This window comes from Pseudanabaena sp. lw0831 (assembly GCF_016584665.1).
Taxonomy (GTDB): Bacteria; Cyanobacteriota; Cyanobacteriia; order Pseudanabaenales; family Pseudanabaenaceae; genus Pseudanabaena.
In genome coordinates this window covers 1-15,204 of record NZ_BBJB01000076.1, presented here as the reverse complement: position 1 = coordinate 15,204, position 15,204 = coordinate 1, and the positions used below count along the sequence as shown (strand labels likewise).

Here is a 15,204-nt window from a genome sequence, read left to right as displayed (position 1 = left end):
TCTATGAATGGGTTGATTTGATTTGCTATAGCTATATTTTTGCCTAAATGGATTATGATAATGATTATCATTATTTACAGCAAAACAAAAAGATGCGCTTAAATACATCTGCAAAAATATCCTCAAAAGTAGGCTCCAAGAGATTTTCGTTCAAGGGATTTAAAATTTATACGGCGGCGGCTGTAATCGCGATCGCTAGCAGCATCACTGCTTGTACTGTGACTACACCAACCGTAACTAATACGACTACCGCAGCCGCAACTCCCGCAAAAACTGAAAGCTTGCCTCTAGTTGTGGCAACAAACTCAGTCGCATGTGCTTTGGCTAAGCAAATTGCAGGCGATACGATTGACCTGAAATGTTTGATTGAAGCTGGGACTGATCCTCATCTTTATCAACCTAAGCCCGACGATCGTAAAGCGATCGACTCCGCTAAGTTAGTTCTCTATGGTGGTTATGATTTTGAGCCAAGTCTGATCAAATTAATTCAAGCTAGTTCTAATACAGCACCCAAAATAGCAGTTAATGAAGTTGCCGTGCCGAGTCCCTTGATGTCTGAAGAAGCCCATGACCATGCTCATGATAAAGCCGAAAGGTCTGACAAAAAAGCTGCAAAAGAAGCCGATCCCCATGTCTGGAACAATGCTCAGAATGGCATCAAAATCACTCAATCAATTAGTAAAAGCTTGAGTTTGCTGCGCCCAGATCAAGTGGAAACCTATGCTAAAAACACTGCCAAAATTGTCAGCGAACTCGAACAAATTGATATTTGGATCAAAGTGCAAATCGCCACAATTCCTGAAAGTTCGCGCAAGTTGGTCACAACTCATGATGCGCTTGGCTATTATGCCCAAGCCTATGGCATTCCTGTTGAAGGTGCTTTGAATGGAATTAGTACTGATGAGCAGCCAACACCAACGAGAGTTAAGGAACTCGTTGAGGTAATTAAAACCAGCAAAGTTCCCACCATTTTTGCGGAAGTATCAATCAATCCTAAATTGATTACGACAGTTGCGAAGGAAGCTAATGTCAAAGTCTCAGAACGCGAACTATACGCAGATGGTTTGGGAGCAAAAGGTAGTGAGGCTGAAACCTATGCAGGTATGTTGATTGTAAATACCCGCACGATTGTTGAAGGATTGGGAGGCAAGTACACCGCGTTTCAATTGATGCTCATAGAGCAAAATTGATGCTCATAGAGCATCAATTTTTTCCTTGTTACAGCGCAAAGCGCTGTAACATAATCGTTGACAGCTAAACTTTCAGAAGTCGATTTTATTTAATTTATCTCTACCTAAAAAAATGTCTGACAATTGGATTGAGAATCTCAAATATGATGAGCGAGGATTAATTCCTGCGATCGCGCAAGATCACCAAGATGGCACAATTTTGATGATGGCATGGATGAATCGTCATGCTTTGGAATTAACGATCGCTACTGGTGAAGTCCATTATTGGAGCCGATCGCGTCAAGAGCTATGGCATAAGGGCGCAACTTCGGGGCATATTCAAAAGCTCAAAAAGCTCTACTATGATTGCGATCGCGATGTGATTTTGGTCAAAATCGAGCAGGTTGGCGATATTGCTTGTCACACTGGCGAGAGAAGTTGCTTTTTTAAAGAAGTTCCGCTGACGAAATAGTATAGCAATGTAGATATGGGGATACTATTATGATGTAGCGAGGCATTGCTGAAACTGAGCAATGATTTCAGGCGTTAGCTCCTTTTCTGGTTGAATGATTTCGCGATCGCGCAAGGCTATTTCGGTGGAGGGTGCTTTTCCTAGCTTTTGCAAAAGGTTGGTGAAGTCTGACTGTTGTTGTTTAACTTCTTGTTGGGGAATTGGTTGAACAGTGTAAGCTGTGGAAGATTTTCGGGTTAGAGCGTAGACAATGTATTGATTGAGAGAGACTCCTTCTCTCTTGGCTAAGTGGCTTAATTGTTGGTGTAATGTATCTAGTAATCGAAGGGTTAATCTACTCATGGTTTATTTCCTGTAGGCTATAGCGGTAGATACTGAATATGATTAGCAAAGTCTTCCAAATCGCTTGCTTTGGCAATTAGTTCTAAATCCCTTACACAAACTCCTATACTCGCAATTTGTTGTGCTGCGTAAATGATGCCAATAAAGTTAGTCTCGTCTTGCAGTAGTTGATTGGCGATCGCTAAAAAATCATCGTCTCTGGTGAATAAGACTCTCTTTAATTCGTTGGCTCTCGCTAAAACTATCGGATCTGGATCGCCCGATCGCTGATCTTCTTGAACGGAAAGTACATCTACTCCTCTCAGACGCAATCCAAGTAAAATTTGGCGCGGCACGTTTTCGTCCATGTAGAGTGCGATCGCCATATCTTAATGGGGTCTTGCTTGAAGTTTGGCTTGCAATGGTGAGATGGGAGCGTTTAGGCGCATTTGTTCGGCATAGTCTAGTCGGCGCTGGATATCGGTATCAATTTCTTGTTTGTGATCCCAGTAGTAGGCGAGGGCGGAATAGATCTTGCTGAGGGCGATATGGGGATATTGAAAATGCAGTTCTTCGGGACTCCAGCCATAGGTGATGTGCGATGTGACTAGCTCGACGACTTTCATGGTTGTACCTGCAATGATGGGTACGTTGCCTTGAAGTTGGATGTGCATATATTGGGTTGGTGTATCGAGCATCTTGCAGACCTCCATAATGAAAAGGTTTTGATTGTCCCTGTTGTTGTCTAGTTTAATCCGAATTTTCCCCTTTTTCCTTGGCTCAATACCACACATTTGTCTGTCGCTGTCTGTGGCGTTGGGGTTGGTGGAGAGATAGTCGTTGAGTTTATTGCAGCCAAGGATTAATAGGCAGAATTTTTACCAAGGATTGCCGATAATTGTAAAACCTGACCAATAATATGGATGTGAAAAATTAGCTGGAGTAGGGAGTCGTTCGTCAATTTCAAAAATATTTTCTTTCACTTTTAAAGTGTTTCTTAGCATAGAAATTTGTGCTTGACGGAGTGCTTCAGATTTTGTTGGTGCAGTTTTTAAATATTTATAGAACTCAGTCATTAGTGTCGCTGTTCCTAGATCGTCCACATTAAATAAGCTCGCTAAAACTGATTTAATACCAGATTTAATAGCTTGACCCGCAAGACCAAACTTAGTTTCAACTCCACTTGTATCTCTATTCCCAAGACCAGTTTGAGGGATGCTTAATACAAGCAATTCTATTGAAGACTTTTCTAGCTCTAAAAGATCAAATTTGTCTTGGCTTATATGTATATCCCACATCGAGAAATAAGCTCCTTTACTTGCGAGAATTTGACCAGTTGACGATATATGGATAATTTGAAAAAATTTCTTCTGACTCTGAGATCTAAAATTTTCTAATGTAAAATCTTCATTCAAGAAAACTTCAAATCCACCTTTCCAAAAAGATTTAATGTCAGTTAGTTCTTTTTCTACACCAGGGAGTTTAGGGAAACCAAATTTAGCTTTTGATAATCCCATTGCTAATACATTTGAATTCCTGATATTTGTGTAACGAGTGTCAGTTAAATTTAAACCAGGCATCACCCCAATACTGTATTTCTCAATTAAAAATTGTTTGCCATCATATAGTGCTGCCAAAGGTGTGGCTCTTAAATAAGGATTGTCAGTAATGAAAACAAGATTATTGATTTTCTGTTTTTGCAATTCTGAATCTATAGGCTTTATCAAAATTTCATATAACTTTTTGGCTGACTCTAAATAGTCTTCGCTGCCTTTATCTTGAATACCATTACGAAAATCAGCAATTAGATTGTCAAATTCCGACTTTTTTATAAGTATTTGATTTGATACTTGACCTTTGGCTGTGATGATTAAAATCCCAAGAGTGTCATTCGCCTTGCTATTACTTTCAGAAGTGATGAAGCTAATATAAACGATCGCAGGTCTTTGTCCTGTTTGGCGCTCAATTCTAGCTGGAGCATCACCAACATTTTCAATAATTGCTTGCTGAGCCAATCTCACTTGATTTTGCACCTGTTCAAATTCAACACTCAACTTTGAGAATTCGGTTGCCTTCTTTGCTATCTCTGACTGGATTTTTTGCGATTTGCTTATTTGTTCTTCTACATCTTTCTGAGCTTTTTGCTGTTCTTGTAATGCTTGAGACACTCTTATTTTAGCTTCCTGAACCTCTTGACTCGCTTTATCTAATTGTTCCTTCGATTCGCGATCAACAGTTTCTAGCTTTTTCTCTGCACTCGCTAAATTTTCCTTTGCCTCCTCAACCTTTCGATCAGCCTCCTGTTTCTTCTCTAACGCAGTTTTGGCACTATCTTCAGATTTCTTTTTATCGATCGCCGCTTTCTTCTGTACCTGATAGGCATTATCTTCAATATTTTTTGCCTTGTCTATTACCCCCTTTGCGTCCTGTTCCGTTTTAGCAATCCTTTGGTTAGACTCATTAACCGATCGCGCCGCCCATAAACCCGCACCCGTTGCCAATAACAACGTTATCCCCAAAATCGCAGAACCAACCTTCACTCTGCGATCTGCCTTTTGTTTAGCATCACCTAAAATCCTTGCCTCCTCCTCAGCTATTTTCTGTTGCCTAACCGCAATTAACCGTTCCTGTTCTGCAACCTCCCGCGCCTGTTGTTCCGCCTCTAGCTTGAGATAGCTTTCTTGTTTCTCCACCTCCCGACTATCGCGCAAAAAATGCTCATCCTCATCACTCAATCTTTTCCCCTTAGCCCAAGCCTCCGCATCCACCAACGCCTGACCCCGCAACAAAAACGACTCCTTCTGCTCATCGCTCTCCTGCCAAGCCTGAAAAGCCGAGCCATAAAAAGTTGGACGCATATCCCCCAACGCACGACTTACCCATGCTTGATTAAACACCGCCCCATAAATCCGATTGTAAACAATCAACCGCCCGTCTCGCTTCACCACCAACCCAGTTAACCGCAACTGCATCTGGTCATAACTCTCATCCGCAGCAATACCATCACCATCCAAAACCTGCTGATACAAACCCAATAATCGCCCCCGTCCCCTCTCATCACTCTGCAAAATGCGATCGCGTAATGTCTTCAAATGCGCGGGAATATCCTGAGCTTCCCAATTCTCAATCACCTTCTCAGTTGCGATCGCACTTACAAGCTGATCAGGCGATCTCCCCAAATCATCCGCCGCCGCGATTAACGTCAAAAGTTTTTGCGTCAGAAAAGGTTGCCCACCCGTCCAATCCAAAATTGCTGCCAAAACCGCCACTGGATCGCTAACCCGATCTGCTAAACCTCGCGCCAAAGGTTCCGCCTCTTGCAGCGTAAACCCACTCATCTCCACCGCATGACCAATATTAAATGCCGAACTTCCCTTACCACGGATCAAATCCGCAGGCGTGGCAACTCCCAAAAAAGTAAAGGTCAAGCGCTTATACTCTGGCTTCTCTGCACGACGCTCATACAACGAGCGAATCAAAATAAAAAATCCATCTGTATCAAATTTGAGACTGAGCAGGTTATCAACTTCTTCAATAAAAATCGCGATCTTTTGCGGAATATTCGGCAGTAAGGTTTGCTCAATAAAATAGTCAAAACGTTCCACTACTGAAATTGATTGAGCATCAAGTTCCTTCCACCATTTCGGAAAGTCGATCGCAGTTTCTAAATGCAAATCTCCAATCAAGCGTTTGATTGTCCCCGCATACCATTGATCCTCGCGCAAGGTTGTCCCCCTCGTCTGCGGATCGATCACCGCGCATGCAAAACCCTCCTCTTGCAACTTTTGTATCGTGCGTACCCGCAAACTCGACTTGCCCATCTGTCGCGAGTTAAACACAAAGCAATATTCACCAGCTTTCAAGCGATCGCATAATTCGCGATCGGCTTGGCGCTCCACATAAGCAGTATTGTCAATCGGTAAACTACCGCCAACTTGATAGCTAAAATTATTAGTCATCTAACTACCTCCTAAGCGATCGCGAAAATACAACTTATACAGCAAACAGCGCGGCGTGACATTATTATCAATCCGCGATACTAATCCTTGGCTATCGAGCTTAAAACTGATTTCAGATCGCAAACGCACTGGCGCATCTGCCGCGACCACCTTTTGCATCGCCTCACCCAGTTCGGGATAGTCCTCCAGAGTTTTGAGATGTCCCATTAAATAACTGCTATAAATTCCTGCCTCAGTAGGAGCAGTCCGCAAAAAATCTTCCAGAGTAATATCTTGCGAAGCAATCCGATAGAGCGCCGATCTCACTAAATAAGGATGTCCGCCAATCAATTCCATAAATTGTTGAAGCTCCTCGTCTGTCCAAATTAGCTTGTGCCGCTTAACGAGTTCCCGCACTTGCTCCGTTGTAAATTCGCTCAGTTCCACAGGAAACCCGACATTAAAAGGTGATTGATTAATGTCTCTTTGGGCGTAAGGTTCTTGAGAATGTACGATAATCAGGCGCAGCTTACCCCATAGAGGATGACTACGCGATCGCTCATACCAGCCGCGCAACAAGCCACAAAAATCTGTCTCGATTTCGGGATAGCTAAACACGCGATCGAAGTTATCAATCGCGATCGCTAGCGGTTGTTCGTTACCCTCTAATAAATATTTCTCGAAATAGTCTGTACAGTTATCATTTGCGCCAAAAATATCATCCCAATATTCATCAGTCTTAACCCGCACGCCCAAAGACTTGCCGACAGAAGCGCAAAACCACTGCATAAATTTTTCGGGATCGACGAAGATTTTCTGATTGGTTTGCTCCAGATTTAAAACCGCCGTGCGATAGCCCAGAACTTCAGCATGATTGATAATTCGCGCCATTAACGAAGACTTGCCCATGCGATGTGGCGACTTAATCCGCAATAGCGATCCTGCTTTCTTGATTTCTTCATAACACCGAGGTTCATAACCCGATGGGATATAAAACTGCGAATCGATCGCTACTTGTCCTTCCGTTGATTCCAAGGCGATCGCATTACCTTCAGTACTTTCACTTGATGAATTTTGCTGAGGCATCGTAATAATCGTGGTTGAATCGTCAAAAAGCGATCGCAAAGCCGCCAGCATCTCGTTAGCTGTGGCATAGCGATCGCGAAAATTTAACCTAATCGCTTTGTCTAAAAATCCTACAAATGCAGGGCTAAAATTATCTGCATAGCGCTGCCATGATAATTCCCCAGTTTGAGGATCGGTATCTAATTCAGAACTTAATTTTCCCGTTAACAAAAAAATCGCCGTTAAGCCTAAACTATATAAATCACTAGCAAATCCCACCCGCCCGATCGCCTGTTCCGAGGGCATAAATGTGGGAGTACCTATTACCACCGAGCAAGTCACATCTCCTTGAGCCGTCATCGCCGTTGCCAATGTTGCCTTGACTGCCCCAAAATCGATCAATACAGGTTGGCGATCGCGATTCCGCAAAATAATATTTTCGGGCTTAATATCACGATGAATAATCCCTTTTTCATGGATATAACCCAATGTCGGCAATAGATCCAGTAAGATTTTTTTAACCTTAGCTTCTGTCAAGCATCCTTCAGAATGAACAATATCGCTCAGATCTTTGCCATCAATCCATTCTTGAACAAGATAAAACTCGTTATCTTCGCAAAATGATGCATAAAGCTCTGGCACAAGTCCGTTATCTTTGCCCAAGGCCTCCAGCGTCGCCGCCTCCCGTTGAAAGCGATCGCGCACAATTTTATAAACATCAGGATTATCTGCGATCGCCTTAAGTTGCTTGATCACACAAATCCGTCGCGATGGCATCTGTGTATCTTCCGCCAAAAAAGTTTGACCGAATCCACCTGAGCCAAGCACTCGCAGAACTTGATAACGATTGGACAGTAGATTAGTCATGATTCTCGCAAGCTCGTGACTTTTATCTAGTCTTGAGTGTATTTGTAAGCTTGTCAATAAAAAAAGAGGAAGCGCTAAAGCGCTTCCTCTTTTTTTCAAGAATTAGTCAGAAGGAGGACTGACTTGTTCTTTGAAGGACTTACCAGCAGAGAAGGCAGGAACCTTAGTAGCAGGAATTTCCATCTTTTCGCCAGTCTTAGGGTTGCGACCTTCGCGGGCTTTGCGATCGCGAGCTTCAAAGGAGCCAAATCCAACCAAAGTTACTTTGTCTCCGCCAGCTACAGTATCGATGATTACTTCAAGCGTTGCAGAAAGAACTTCGTCGGCAGTCTTTTTATTGACTGACAAGCCCTTTTCGGCAGCTTTTTTAGCAATAGCATCAACTAGTTCACCTTTGTTCATAGGTTTCCCCTTATATATAGATGATTTGTGAGTATGAGTTTAATGTCAAAGAAATATTTGTGCGATCGCTTTTTGTGGAAGCCGCACTGACTATGACTTCTGTTTGATCATTCTAATAGCAACTTGCCACTTGTGTATATACACAACGATTAATTTGTATGGATTTGAGCAGTTTTTTTTAAATACTTATTGCCACAATTCTTTGTTTGATCGCTGAAACGCTCTCCCTGAAATACTTTCAGGGCTTTGTCTTCAAATCAAATTAGTGTAACGCATACAGGGCAAGCACTTCACAAAAGTTCAAGTTTTCCTGATAAATCCCTGAATTTTGAGAACATGCCCCACCAGCTTGACCATCAAAAAGAGCGCGATGCATTCCTTTTGATGGATTCTTACGCGCTTTGTTGGCTATGATTCAAAATTCTGGTTTTTGATCGAGATAATATTGTTAATACTTCTTATCAAAACCCAAAAAGCGCGACAGCTATAAGCATGTTCGCAAGCAAAATTTGCAATTCCTATCCAACTCCTACAATATGCAGACATCAACACCAACCAGTACATCTGGACTAACTCGTCAGTCCCCCTTAATAATTGCGCCATTTTTCCTTTGGGGTACAGCGATGGTAGTGATGAAAGCATTATTGCCTCAAACTAGCCCGATGTTCATGGCGGCAGTGCGATTGATTCCGGCAGGAATATTGCTGGTTTTAGGTGCAGCTTATTTTGGTAGACAGCAGCCTAAGGGTTGGCACGCTTGGTTATGGATTAGTTTGTTTGCATTAGTTGATGGCACGATGTTTCAGGGCTTTTTGGCACAGGGTTTAGTGCGGACTAATGCGGGGCTTGGCTCATTACTGATCGATTCTCAACCCCTCGCCGTGGCTGTGATGGCTGCGGTTTTATACAAAGAGAGAATTGGGATTGGCGCAACGCTTGGGTTATTTGTGGGCATAGTCGGAATTGGGCTAATTGGGTTGCCATCAGAATTGATGACAGCTTTGCTAGCAGGGGATTTGGCGACAGTTTTAGAAGCAGGAGTGTTTACTCTCGGTGAGTGGTTTATGCTCGGTGCATCGTTATCAATGGCGATCGGGACGATTTTGATCCGTCCTGTTGTGCGCCACGCCGATCCAGTCATGGCAACGGGTTGGCATATGATTATTGGCGGATTACCATTATTATTTCTATCCACTCAAATTGAACAAAATCAATGGCAAGACTTGAGCGCTTGGGGTTGGCTAGGGATGGCATATATGGCGATTATGGGCAGTGCGATCGCCTATGGATTGTTCTTCTTTTTTGCTTCGTCGGGAAGTTTGACCACCTTGAGCGCCTTGACCTTCTCGACACCAGTATTTGCACTTATGTTTAGTAGCCTTTTTTTGGGTGAACACTTGACTCTGGTGCAATGGATTGGGGTAATTTTGACGTTAAGTAGCATTTATCTTGTCAGTATGCGCGGGTCAGGACAAGATGGTAATGATGAAGAAACTGGAGATATTTCTGGAACTAATATTTTGTCTGCAACTGAGCAAGTTGTAGTTAGTTCAGTGATGCCAGTTTTACAGAAGCCTGTCAATGAATCGCGGCGCGATTGAAAAATGAGAAAAAGCTCTATGCCCACTTTATATACTGCAATTACCAATCACGGTTTTGGTCATGCCACGCGCACTGCGGCTGTCCTTGCCGAACTCCAAAAGCGATCGCCTGATATTAAATTAATTATTGCGACGACGGCTCCGCGTTGGTTATTGGAAGAATATATCGAAGGAGACTTTGTTTATCATCCGCGTGTGTTTGATGTGGGCGTAATTCAGCTTGATAGCTTACAAGTCGATCGCGAGGCAACTTTTGACGCATGGCAACAGATTCGCGAACAGCAAGCAGATTTAATCGAGGCTGAAGTCAAGTTTTTACAGGAAAATCAAGTTGACTTGATCTTCGGTGATATTCCGCCAATGGTTGTAGAGATTGCTAAAGCTGCCAAAATCACTTGTTGGATGGCAGGAAATTTTGGCTGGGATTTTATTTATCGCGATTGGGGCGGTAAGTATATGGAGTTAGCCGATCGCTTATCAGAAACCTATAGCCATTGCGATCGCCTGTTCCGTTTGCCATTTGCGGAACCAATGCATTCATTCCCAAATATTCAAGATGTTGGGCTAACAGGCGGAAAGCCAAAATATACCGCCGAATATATCCGCGAAAAGTTTAATTTAGATCGCGATCGCCCCACGGCTATGCTGACTTTTGGTGGACTCAGCTTGCAATCAATTCCCTATCAAAATTTGGCAAACTTTCCCGATTGGCAATTTATTACCTTCGATCGCGGAGCGCCCGATCTTCCAAATCTCACTAAAGGCAATATCGATCGGCTGCGCCCTGTGGATTTGATGGTGGTATGCGATCGGCTTGTCACGAAACCAGGGTATGGCACATTAGCGGAAGCGCTACGAGCTGGAGTTCCAGTTGTATGTTTAACCCGTGAAGGTTTCTTAGAAGCAGAAACTCTCATTGCTGGTGTCAAAAACTATTCCGATCATCTAATTATTTCACCTCAAGAATTTTATGAGGGCAACTGGTCATTTCTTACAGCACCGTTTCAACCTCCAGATTTAGCAGAGGCTGGGCAATTAGACATGTATGGAGAAGCTGCGATCAATCAGTCAATTTTGGATTATTTGAATTAGTAGAATCGCCATAAACTCAAAAGGTACTTATTCATTCCTATCCAAATCGATATGATTTATAGGCTGTATTAGCGGAATTTCTATATATATTTTGTTAAAATACAGGTGACATTACTTGAAAATACACTTTTTTAAGATGATTTAGAATATGAAGCGATCGCATTGGTTAAAAAGTTTGATAACCAGTATAGGCAATGTCGATTCTAGTAGAGTTGGCGTTGCCTCAATACTTATTTCCATATTCATATTTATCAGTGTATTTATTAGTTTGATTTTTCCGTTAGTTCCTGTTAAATCTTCCCATGAATTATTTGCCCGAGAATTATCAGATACATCAGCAGTCGTTAGCCTCAACGATCGCCAAGCATTTTATAGCCTGAGCAAGTATTTAGAATTTTTTGAAGATAAAGATAGCAATCTCACCATAGAGCAAATTAGTAGTGCTGAATTTAGCAAGCAATTTAAACAGAGCGATCGCGATCCGCCGAGTTTTGGTTATAGTACATCGATATTTTGGGCGCGTTTGCAATTATACAATTCTAGCGAACTAGATGCGGAATGGGTTCTCAGTTTTGAGTATCCACAAATAGATCGGATCGAACTATATCTTCCTAGTCCGCAGCAAATAGGGGGGTGGATTAGCAAAAAAAGTGGATTGCTGTATCCCTTTTCTGCGAGAGATATCAGCGATCGCTTGCCAGCATTCTCTATTCCGATTTCCGCCAAAACCAGTCAAAACATTTATATCCAATTACAAACGACCACTCCATTAATAATTCAGGCTAACTTAAGGAATTTAATTGGATTTTGGCAATATAGAGGCAATCAGAATATTTGGATCGGTCTAATTTATGGCTCTCTAATATTTGCAATTCTTTATAACTTTTTTCTATTTACAGCTCTTCAAGATCCCGTCTATTTATATTACATAATATTCGCAACTGGAGCTGGATTAATTCTCTTTGCTTATGATGGATTCGGAATTCAATATGTTTGGCAAAGTGCAGTTTGGTGGAATAAACATGCTATTGCCATTTTGGCTTTTCCAACATCATTGTGTCTCATTCAATGGATTTGTTTGTTTTTGGAGACTAAAAGCTTCATGCCTCAATGTCATCGTATATTAAGATCCCAGCAAATTTTATTAACGGTGATATTTCTATCTATATTTATTTTACCTTTTCAATTTGTATCTGTAGCTAATACTGTAGGTATTTTGATTACCTGTAGTTTAGCCATAATGATGGGAATTTTTGCCGTTAAACGTGGTTATTCACCTGCTCGCTATTATCTACTTTCATTTTCTTTCTTTCCCTTGGGGGTTATAGCGCATCAATTATCGCAATTAAATGTTATCCCTGCATTTGAATGGATTAGAGATATTTATCGTGTTGGTATTGTGGCTTCTGTGGTATTTTTATCGCTTGCCCTAGCCGATCGCATCAACCTACTGAAAGCTGAAAAACTACGGGCGCAAAAACATGCTCTCGCAGAAAAAGATATATTGAATGAAGACTTAAAGCGATCGCAAGAGCAATTATTAGAAAGAGAAAAACAACTAGAATATGATGTTCTTCATGATGCCCTTACAGGTCTAGCAAACCGCACTTGGCTAACTCAGCGGTTGCAAGACTTGCTGCAACAACAACAACAAAAATTTGCGATTCTCTTTATCGATCTTGATCGCTTTAAAGTGATTAATGATAGCTTAGGGCATTTAGTTGGGGACGAATTACTCAAGTACGCCACGATTCGTATGCAGTCAATTTTGCCTAATTTTGGTACATTAACCAGATTTGGCGGTGATGAATTTGTAATCCTATTAGAAGAATTAACCGATCTCGAAAGTATTACCAAACTAGCCGATTTGCTGCAAATGCAATTACAACTACCTTTCTATCTTAATAATTACGAACTGTTCATTAGCGCCAGTATTGGCATAAACCTATCAACGGAAGAGTACAAGCAGCCTGAAGAAATTATCCGAGATGCCGATCTTGCCATGTACCAAGCAAAGCATAAGGGGAGAAGGCGCTATGAGCTATTTACTCAAAGCGATCGCATTGCTGCTATGACCAGACTAAACCTAGAAAGCGATCTCCGCCGAGCCTTAGACAAAAATGAATTCTATTTAATGTATCAACCGATTGTATCTCTGCAAACGCAGCAAATCTGCGGATATGAAGCTCTTGTACGCTGGAAAAATAGTGCAGGTCAGCAAATCTCTCCCAGTGAATTTATTCCCATCACAGAAGAAACTGGCTTAATTAATTCTCTAGGTTGGTGGATTATGCAAGAGGTTTGTCAGCAGACACAACTATGGAATCAGCAATTAAATAATTCAAATAATATGAATTTATCGATCAATGTAAATGTATCACCGATCCAACTGCGTCAATTAGATTTTATCAAAACTCTCAAGCAAATATTGATAGAAACTGGTTTACCAAATCATTGTCTCAAGTTGGAAATTACTGAAAGTTGTTTACTAGAAAATATCGACTCCGATACCAATCTTCTACAGGATCTCAAAGACTTGGGCATTCGATTATGTATCGATGATTTTGGAACTGGTTACTCTTCCCTAAGTCGCTTGCATGATTTACCCATCGACACCCTCAAAATCGATCAATCTTTTGTTAAACGTATCGGTTCAGAATCTGATAGTGCCGTCATAATCGAAACGATTATCTCCTTAGCACAAAGCTTAAATATGCATACTGTCGCCGAGGGAGTGGAAACGCGATCGCAACTAGACAAATTAATTGCGATCGGTTGTAATTTTGGTCAAGGCTATCTTTTCTCTAGACCATGCGATCTGGCTACGGCTTCTAAAATTTTGCAAAACGGTTTGACATGTGCGATTGATTGACGGTTAAATCTTCTCATTAGAATCAATCAGCATTTGCAAGCTTAGATGAATTTTAACTTGGATCTTTTGATACACTTGGGAGCGGTTGTCAGCGTAAACTAAAACTCTCTGGTGCTGAGGAATCGACAAATATGGAAATCGATCAATGCTACAAACTTCTAGGTTTGACATCTAGCGCAACCTTAGAAGATGTCAATAAAGCTTATAAAGTGCTGGCTTTGCAGTGGCATCCTGATCGCATTCCGAGAGAGAATGTGCAGCAGCAACTCCAAGCTCAAGAAAAACTTAAAGAGATTAACCACGCAAGGGATAGTTTACGTAGGTTGGCTGAACAGAAAGTATCCAATTCACAAGCTAAACATACTCATCACGCTTCCCATCAAACGACAAACCAAAGTAATCGGCAATATCACCAACACCAAACTAGATATCAAAGTAAGTACCAGAGTGCACAAAGCACATACCAATCTCAACAACAAACTTCAGAACGATCTTCAGAAAGCTATCGTCCTCATCAATCGCAATACCAGTCTCAGACGTACCAACCCTATCAGTCTTACCAATCTGCACAGTCCCGTCAGCAAACAAGCAAGCAAGCCAATCCCCAGCCAGAGCCGCATAGTAAAACGTATGAATCTACTCAAGCTTCACAAAAGCCCCAAAAGCCCGATCTAACTGGAGCCGATTTTAGGGGGGCAAATCTGCGCGAAAAGTATTTAGAGGGGCGTAATCTTAGTTATGCCAATCTCAGTAATGCTGACTTGACTGATGCTTTCTTGCATCGCGTCAATTTTCAAGGCGCAAATCTACAAGGTGCAAATTTGTTTCGGGCAAATCTATTTCAAGCTAATTTGCAAAATGCAGATTTACGCGGTGCTAATTTAATTGGTGCAGATTTAAGTGGTGCGGACTTGAGCGGTGCAGATTTAAGCGGCGCAAAAGTTGGGTTTGGCGAAAAGGTTATGGTCAAGCTCACCAATGTCAATTTCAAAGGGGCAACGATGCCTAATGGCTCAGTTCACTCATAAGAAAAGCCTCGCAAAGCGAGGCTTTTCAAAAAAGAGAGTTGCGGCGTTCTGCGCCGCAACTCTCTTTTGGGCTTTAAATTTGTATTATTGCGTAAAAAATAAAAATAGCGGGTATCGCCAAGTTTTAGTTAGCAATCCACGCTATAGAGGAATTATCCGAGACATTTCAATACACTAGCGATAAAAAATTGAGCAAACATCAGCAAAATTGCTTGACTTGGAGCCGTTGCTAGAGCTGGTCGAAAAAAGAGCCTATTTCCTTAAAATTATTCACATACACTCAGGTAAAAAGGTATATATGGCTCACTAAATTAATGTGTATAGCAAAGCAAGAGATAGCTAGGACAAATCAAAACCCAAAAGATGAGTGGCGGCGC

General features: G+C 41.7%; 12 protein-coding genes. 6 read left to right on the top strand and 6 right to left on the bottom strand.

Annotation, left to right across the window (positions count from 1 at the left end; all coding sequences use genetic code 11):
- Nucleotides 1–47 precede the first annotated feature (47 nt).
- Together APA_RS15975 and hisI are read left to right on the top strand one after the other, a co-directional pair.
- On the top strand, nt 48–1,190 hold the full coding sequence (locus APA_RS15975) for a metal ABC transporter solute-binding protein, Zn/Mn family (protein WP_236579606.1): 1,143 nt from the start codon (nt 48–50) through the stop codon (nt 1,188–1,190).
- A 112-nt stretch (nt 1,191–1,302) separates the two neighbouring features.
- Nucleotides 1,303–1,641 (top strand): phosphoribosyl-AMP cyclohydrolase, encoded by a 339-nt coding sequence (hisI, locus tag APA_RS15970; protein ID WP_201323257.1) that lies wholly within the window; start codon nt 1,303–1,305, stop codon nt 1,639–1,641.
- Nucleotides 1,642–1,668: 27 nt separating this feature from the next.
- On the opposite strand, the gene APA_RS15965 is transcribed toward hisI, so the two are convergent.
- The 6 genes from APA_RS15965 to APA_RS15940 all read right to left on the bottom strand — a co-directional run bounded on the left by APA_RS15965 (nt 1,669) and on the right by APA_RS15940 (nt 8,234).
- A complete protein-coding gene (locus tag APA_RS15965; RefSeq protein WP_201323256.1) occupies nt 1,669–1,983 on the bottom strand; it encodes a toxin-antitoxin system HicB family antitoxin in 315 nt (104 codons plus the stop codon).
- 17 nt (nt 1,984–2,000) lie between these two features.
- Nucleotides 2,001–2,348 carry a DUF5615 family PIN-like protein gene (locus APA_RS15960; RefSeq protein ID WP_236579605.1) on the bottom strand — a complete coding sequence of 116 codons (348 nt, stop codon included), beginning with the start codon at nt 2,346–2,348 and terminating at the stop codon, nt 2,001–2,003.
- A 3-nt stretch (nt 2,349–2,351) separates the two neighbouring features.
- Nucleotides 2,352–2,660, bottom strand: a complete 309-nt coding sequence (locus tag APA_RS15955) for a DUF433 domain-containing protein (RefSeq protein ID WP_201323255.1) — start codon at nt 2,658–2,660, stop codon at nt 2,352–2,354.
- A gap of 180 nt (nt 2,661–2,840) precedes the next feature.
- The gene (locus APA_RS15950; protein ID WP_201323254.1) at nt 2,841–5,921 is read right to left on the bottom strand and encodes a CHAT domain-containing protein; all 3,081 of its coding nucleotides are present in this window, start codon (nt 5,919–5,921) and stop codon (nt 2,841–2,843) included.
- A complete protein-coding gene (locus APA_RS15945; protein WP_201323253.1) occupies nt 5,922–7,832 on the bottom strand; it encodes an AAA-like domain-containing protein in 1,911 nt (636 codons plus the stop codon).
- 102 nt (nt 7,833–7,934) lie between these two features.
- Complete coding sequence (locus APA_RS15940) at nt 7,935–8,234, bottom strand: HU family DNA-binding protein (RefSeq protein WP_009629166.1); 300 nt, start codon at nt 8,232–8,234, stop codon at nt 7,935–7,937.
- Between the two features lie 536 nt (nt 8,235–8,770).
- On the opposite strand from APA_RS15940, the gene APA_RS15935 reads away from it, so the two are divergent.
- The 4 genes from APA_RS15935 (at nt 8,771) to APA_RS15920 (ending at nt 14,827) form a co-directional block, all read left to right on the top strand.
- Nucleotides 8,771–9,835 (top strand): DMT family transporter, encoded by a 1,065-nt coding sequence (locus APA_RS15935; RefSeq protein WP_201323252.1) that lies wholly within the window; start codon nt 8,771–8,773, stop codon nt 9,833–9,835.
- 18 nt (nt 9,836–9,853) lie between these two features.
- Nucleotides 9,854–10,927 (top strand): glycosyl transferase, encoded by a 1,074-nt coding sequence (locus APA_RS15930; RefSeq protein WP_201323251.1) that lies wholly within the window; start codon nt 9,854–9,856, stop codon nt 10,925–10,927.
- Nucleotides 10,928–11,102: 175 nt separating this feature from the next.
- A complete protein-coding gene (locus tag APA_RS15925; RefSeq protein WP_201323250.1) occupies nt 11,103–13,799 on the top strand; it encodes an EAL domain-containing protein in 2,697 nt (898 codons plus the stop codon).
- 131 nt (nt 13,800–13,930) lie between these two features.
- A complete protein-coding gene (locus APA_RS15920) occupies nt 13,931–14,827 on the top strand; it encodes a pentapeptide repeat-containing protein (RefSeq protein WP_201323249.1) in 897 nt (298 codons plus the stop codon).
- Nucleotides 14,828–15,204 lie beyond the last annotated feature (377 nt).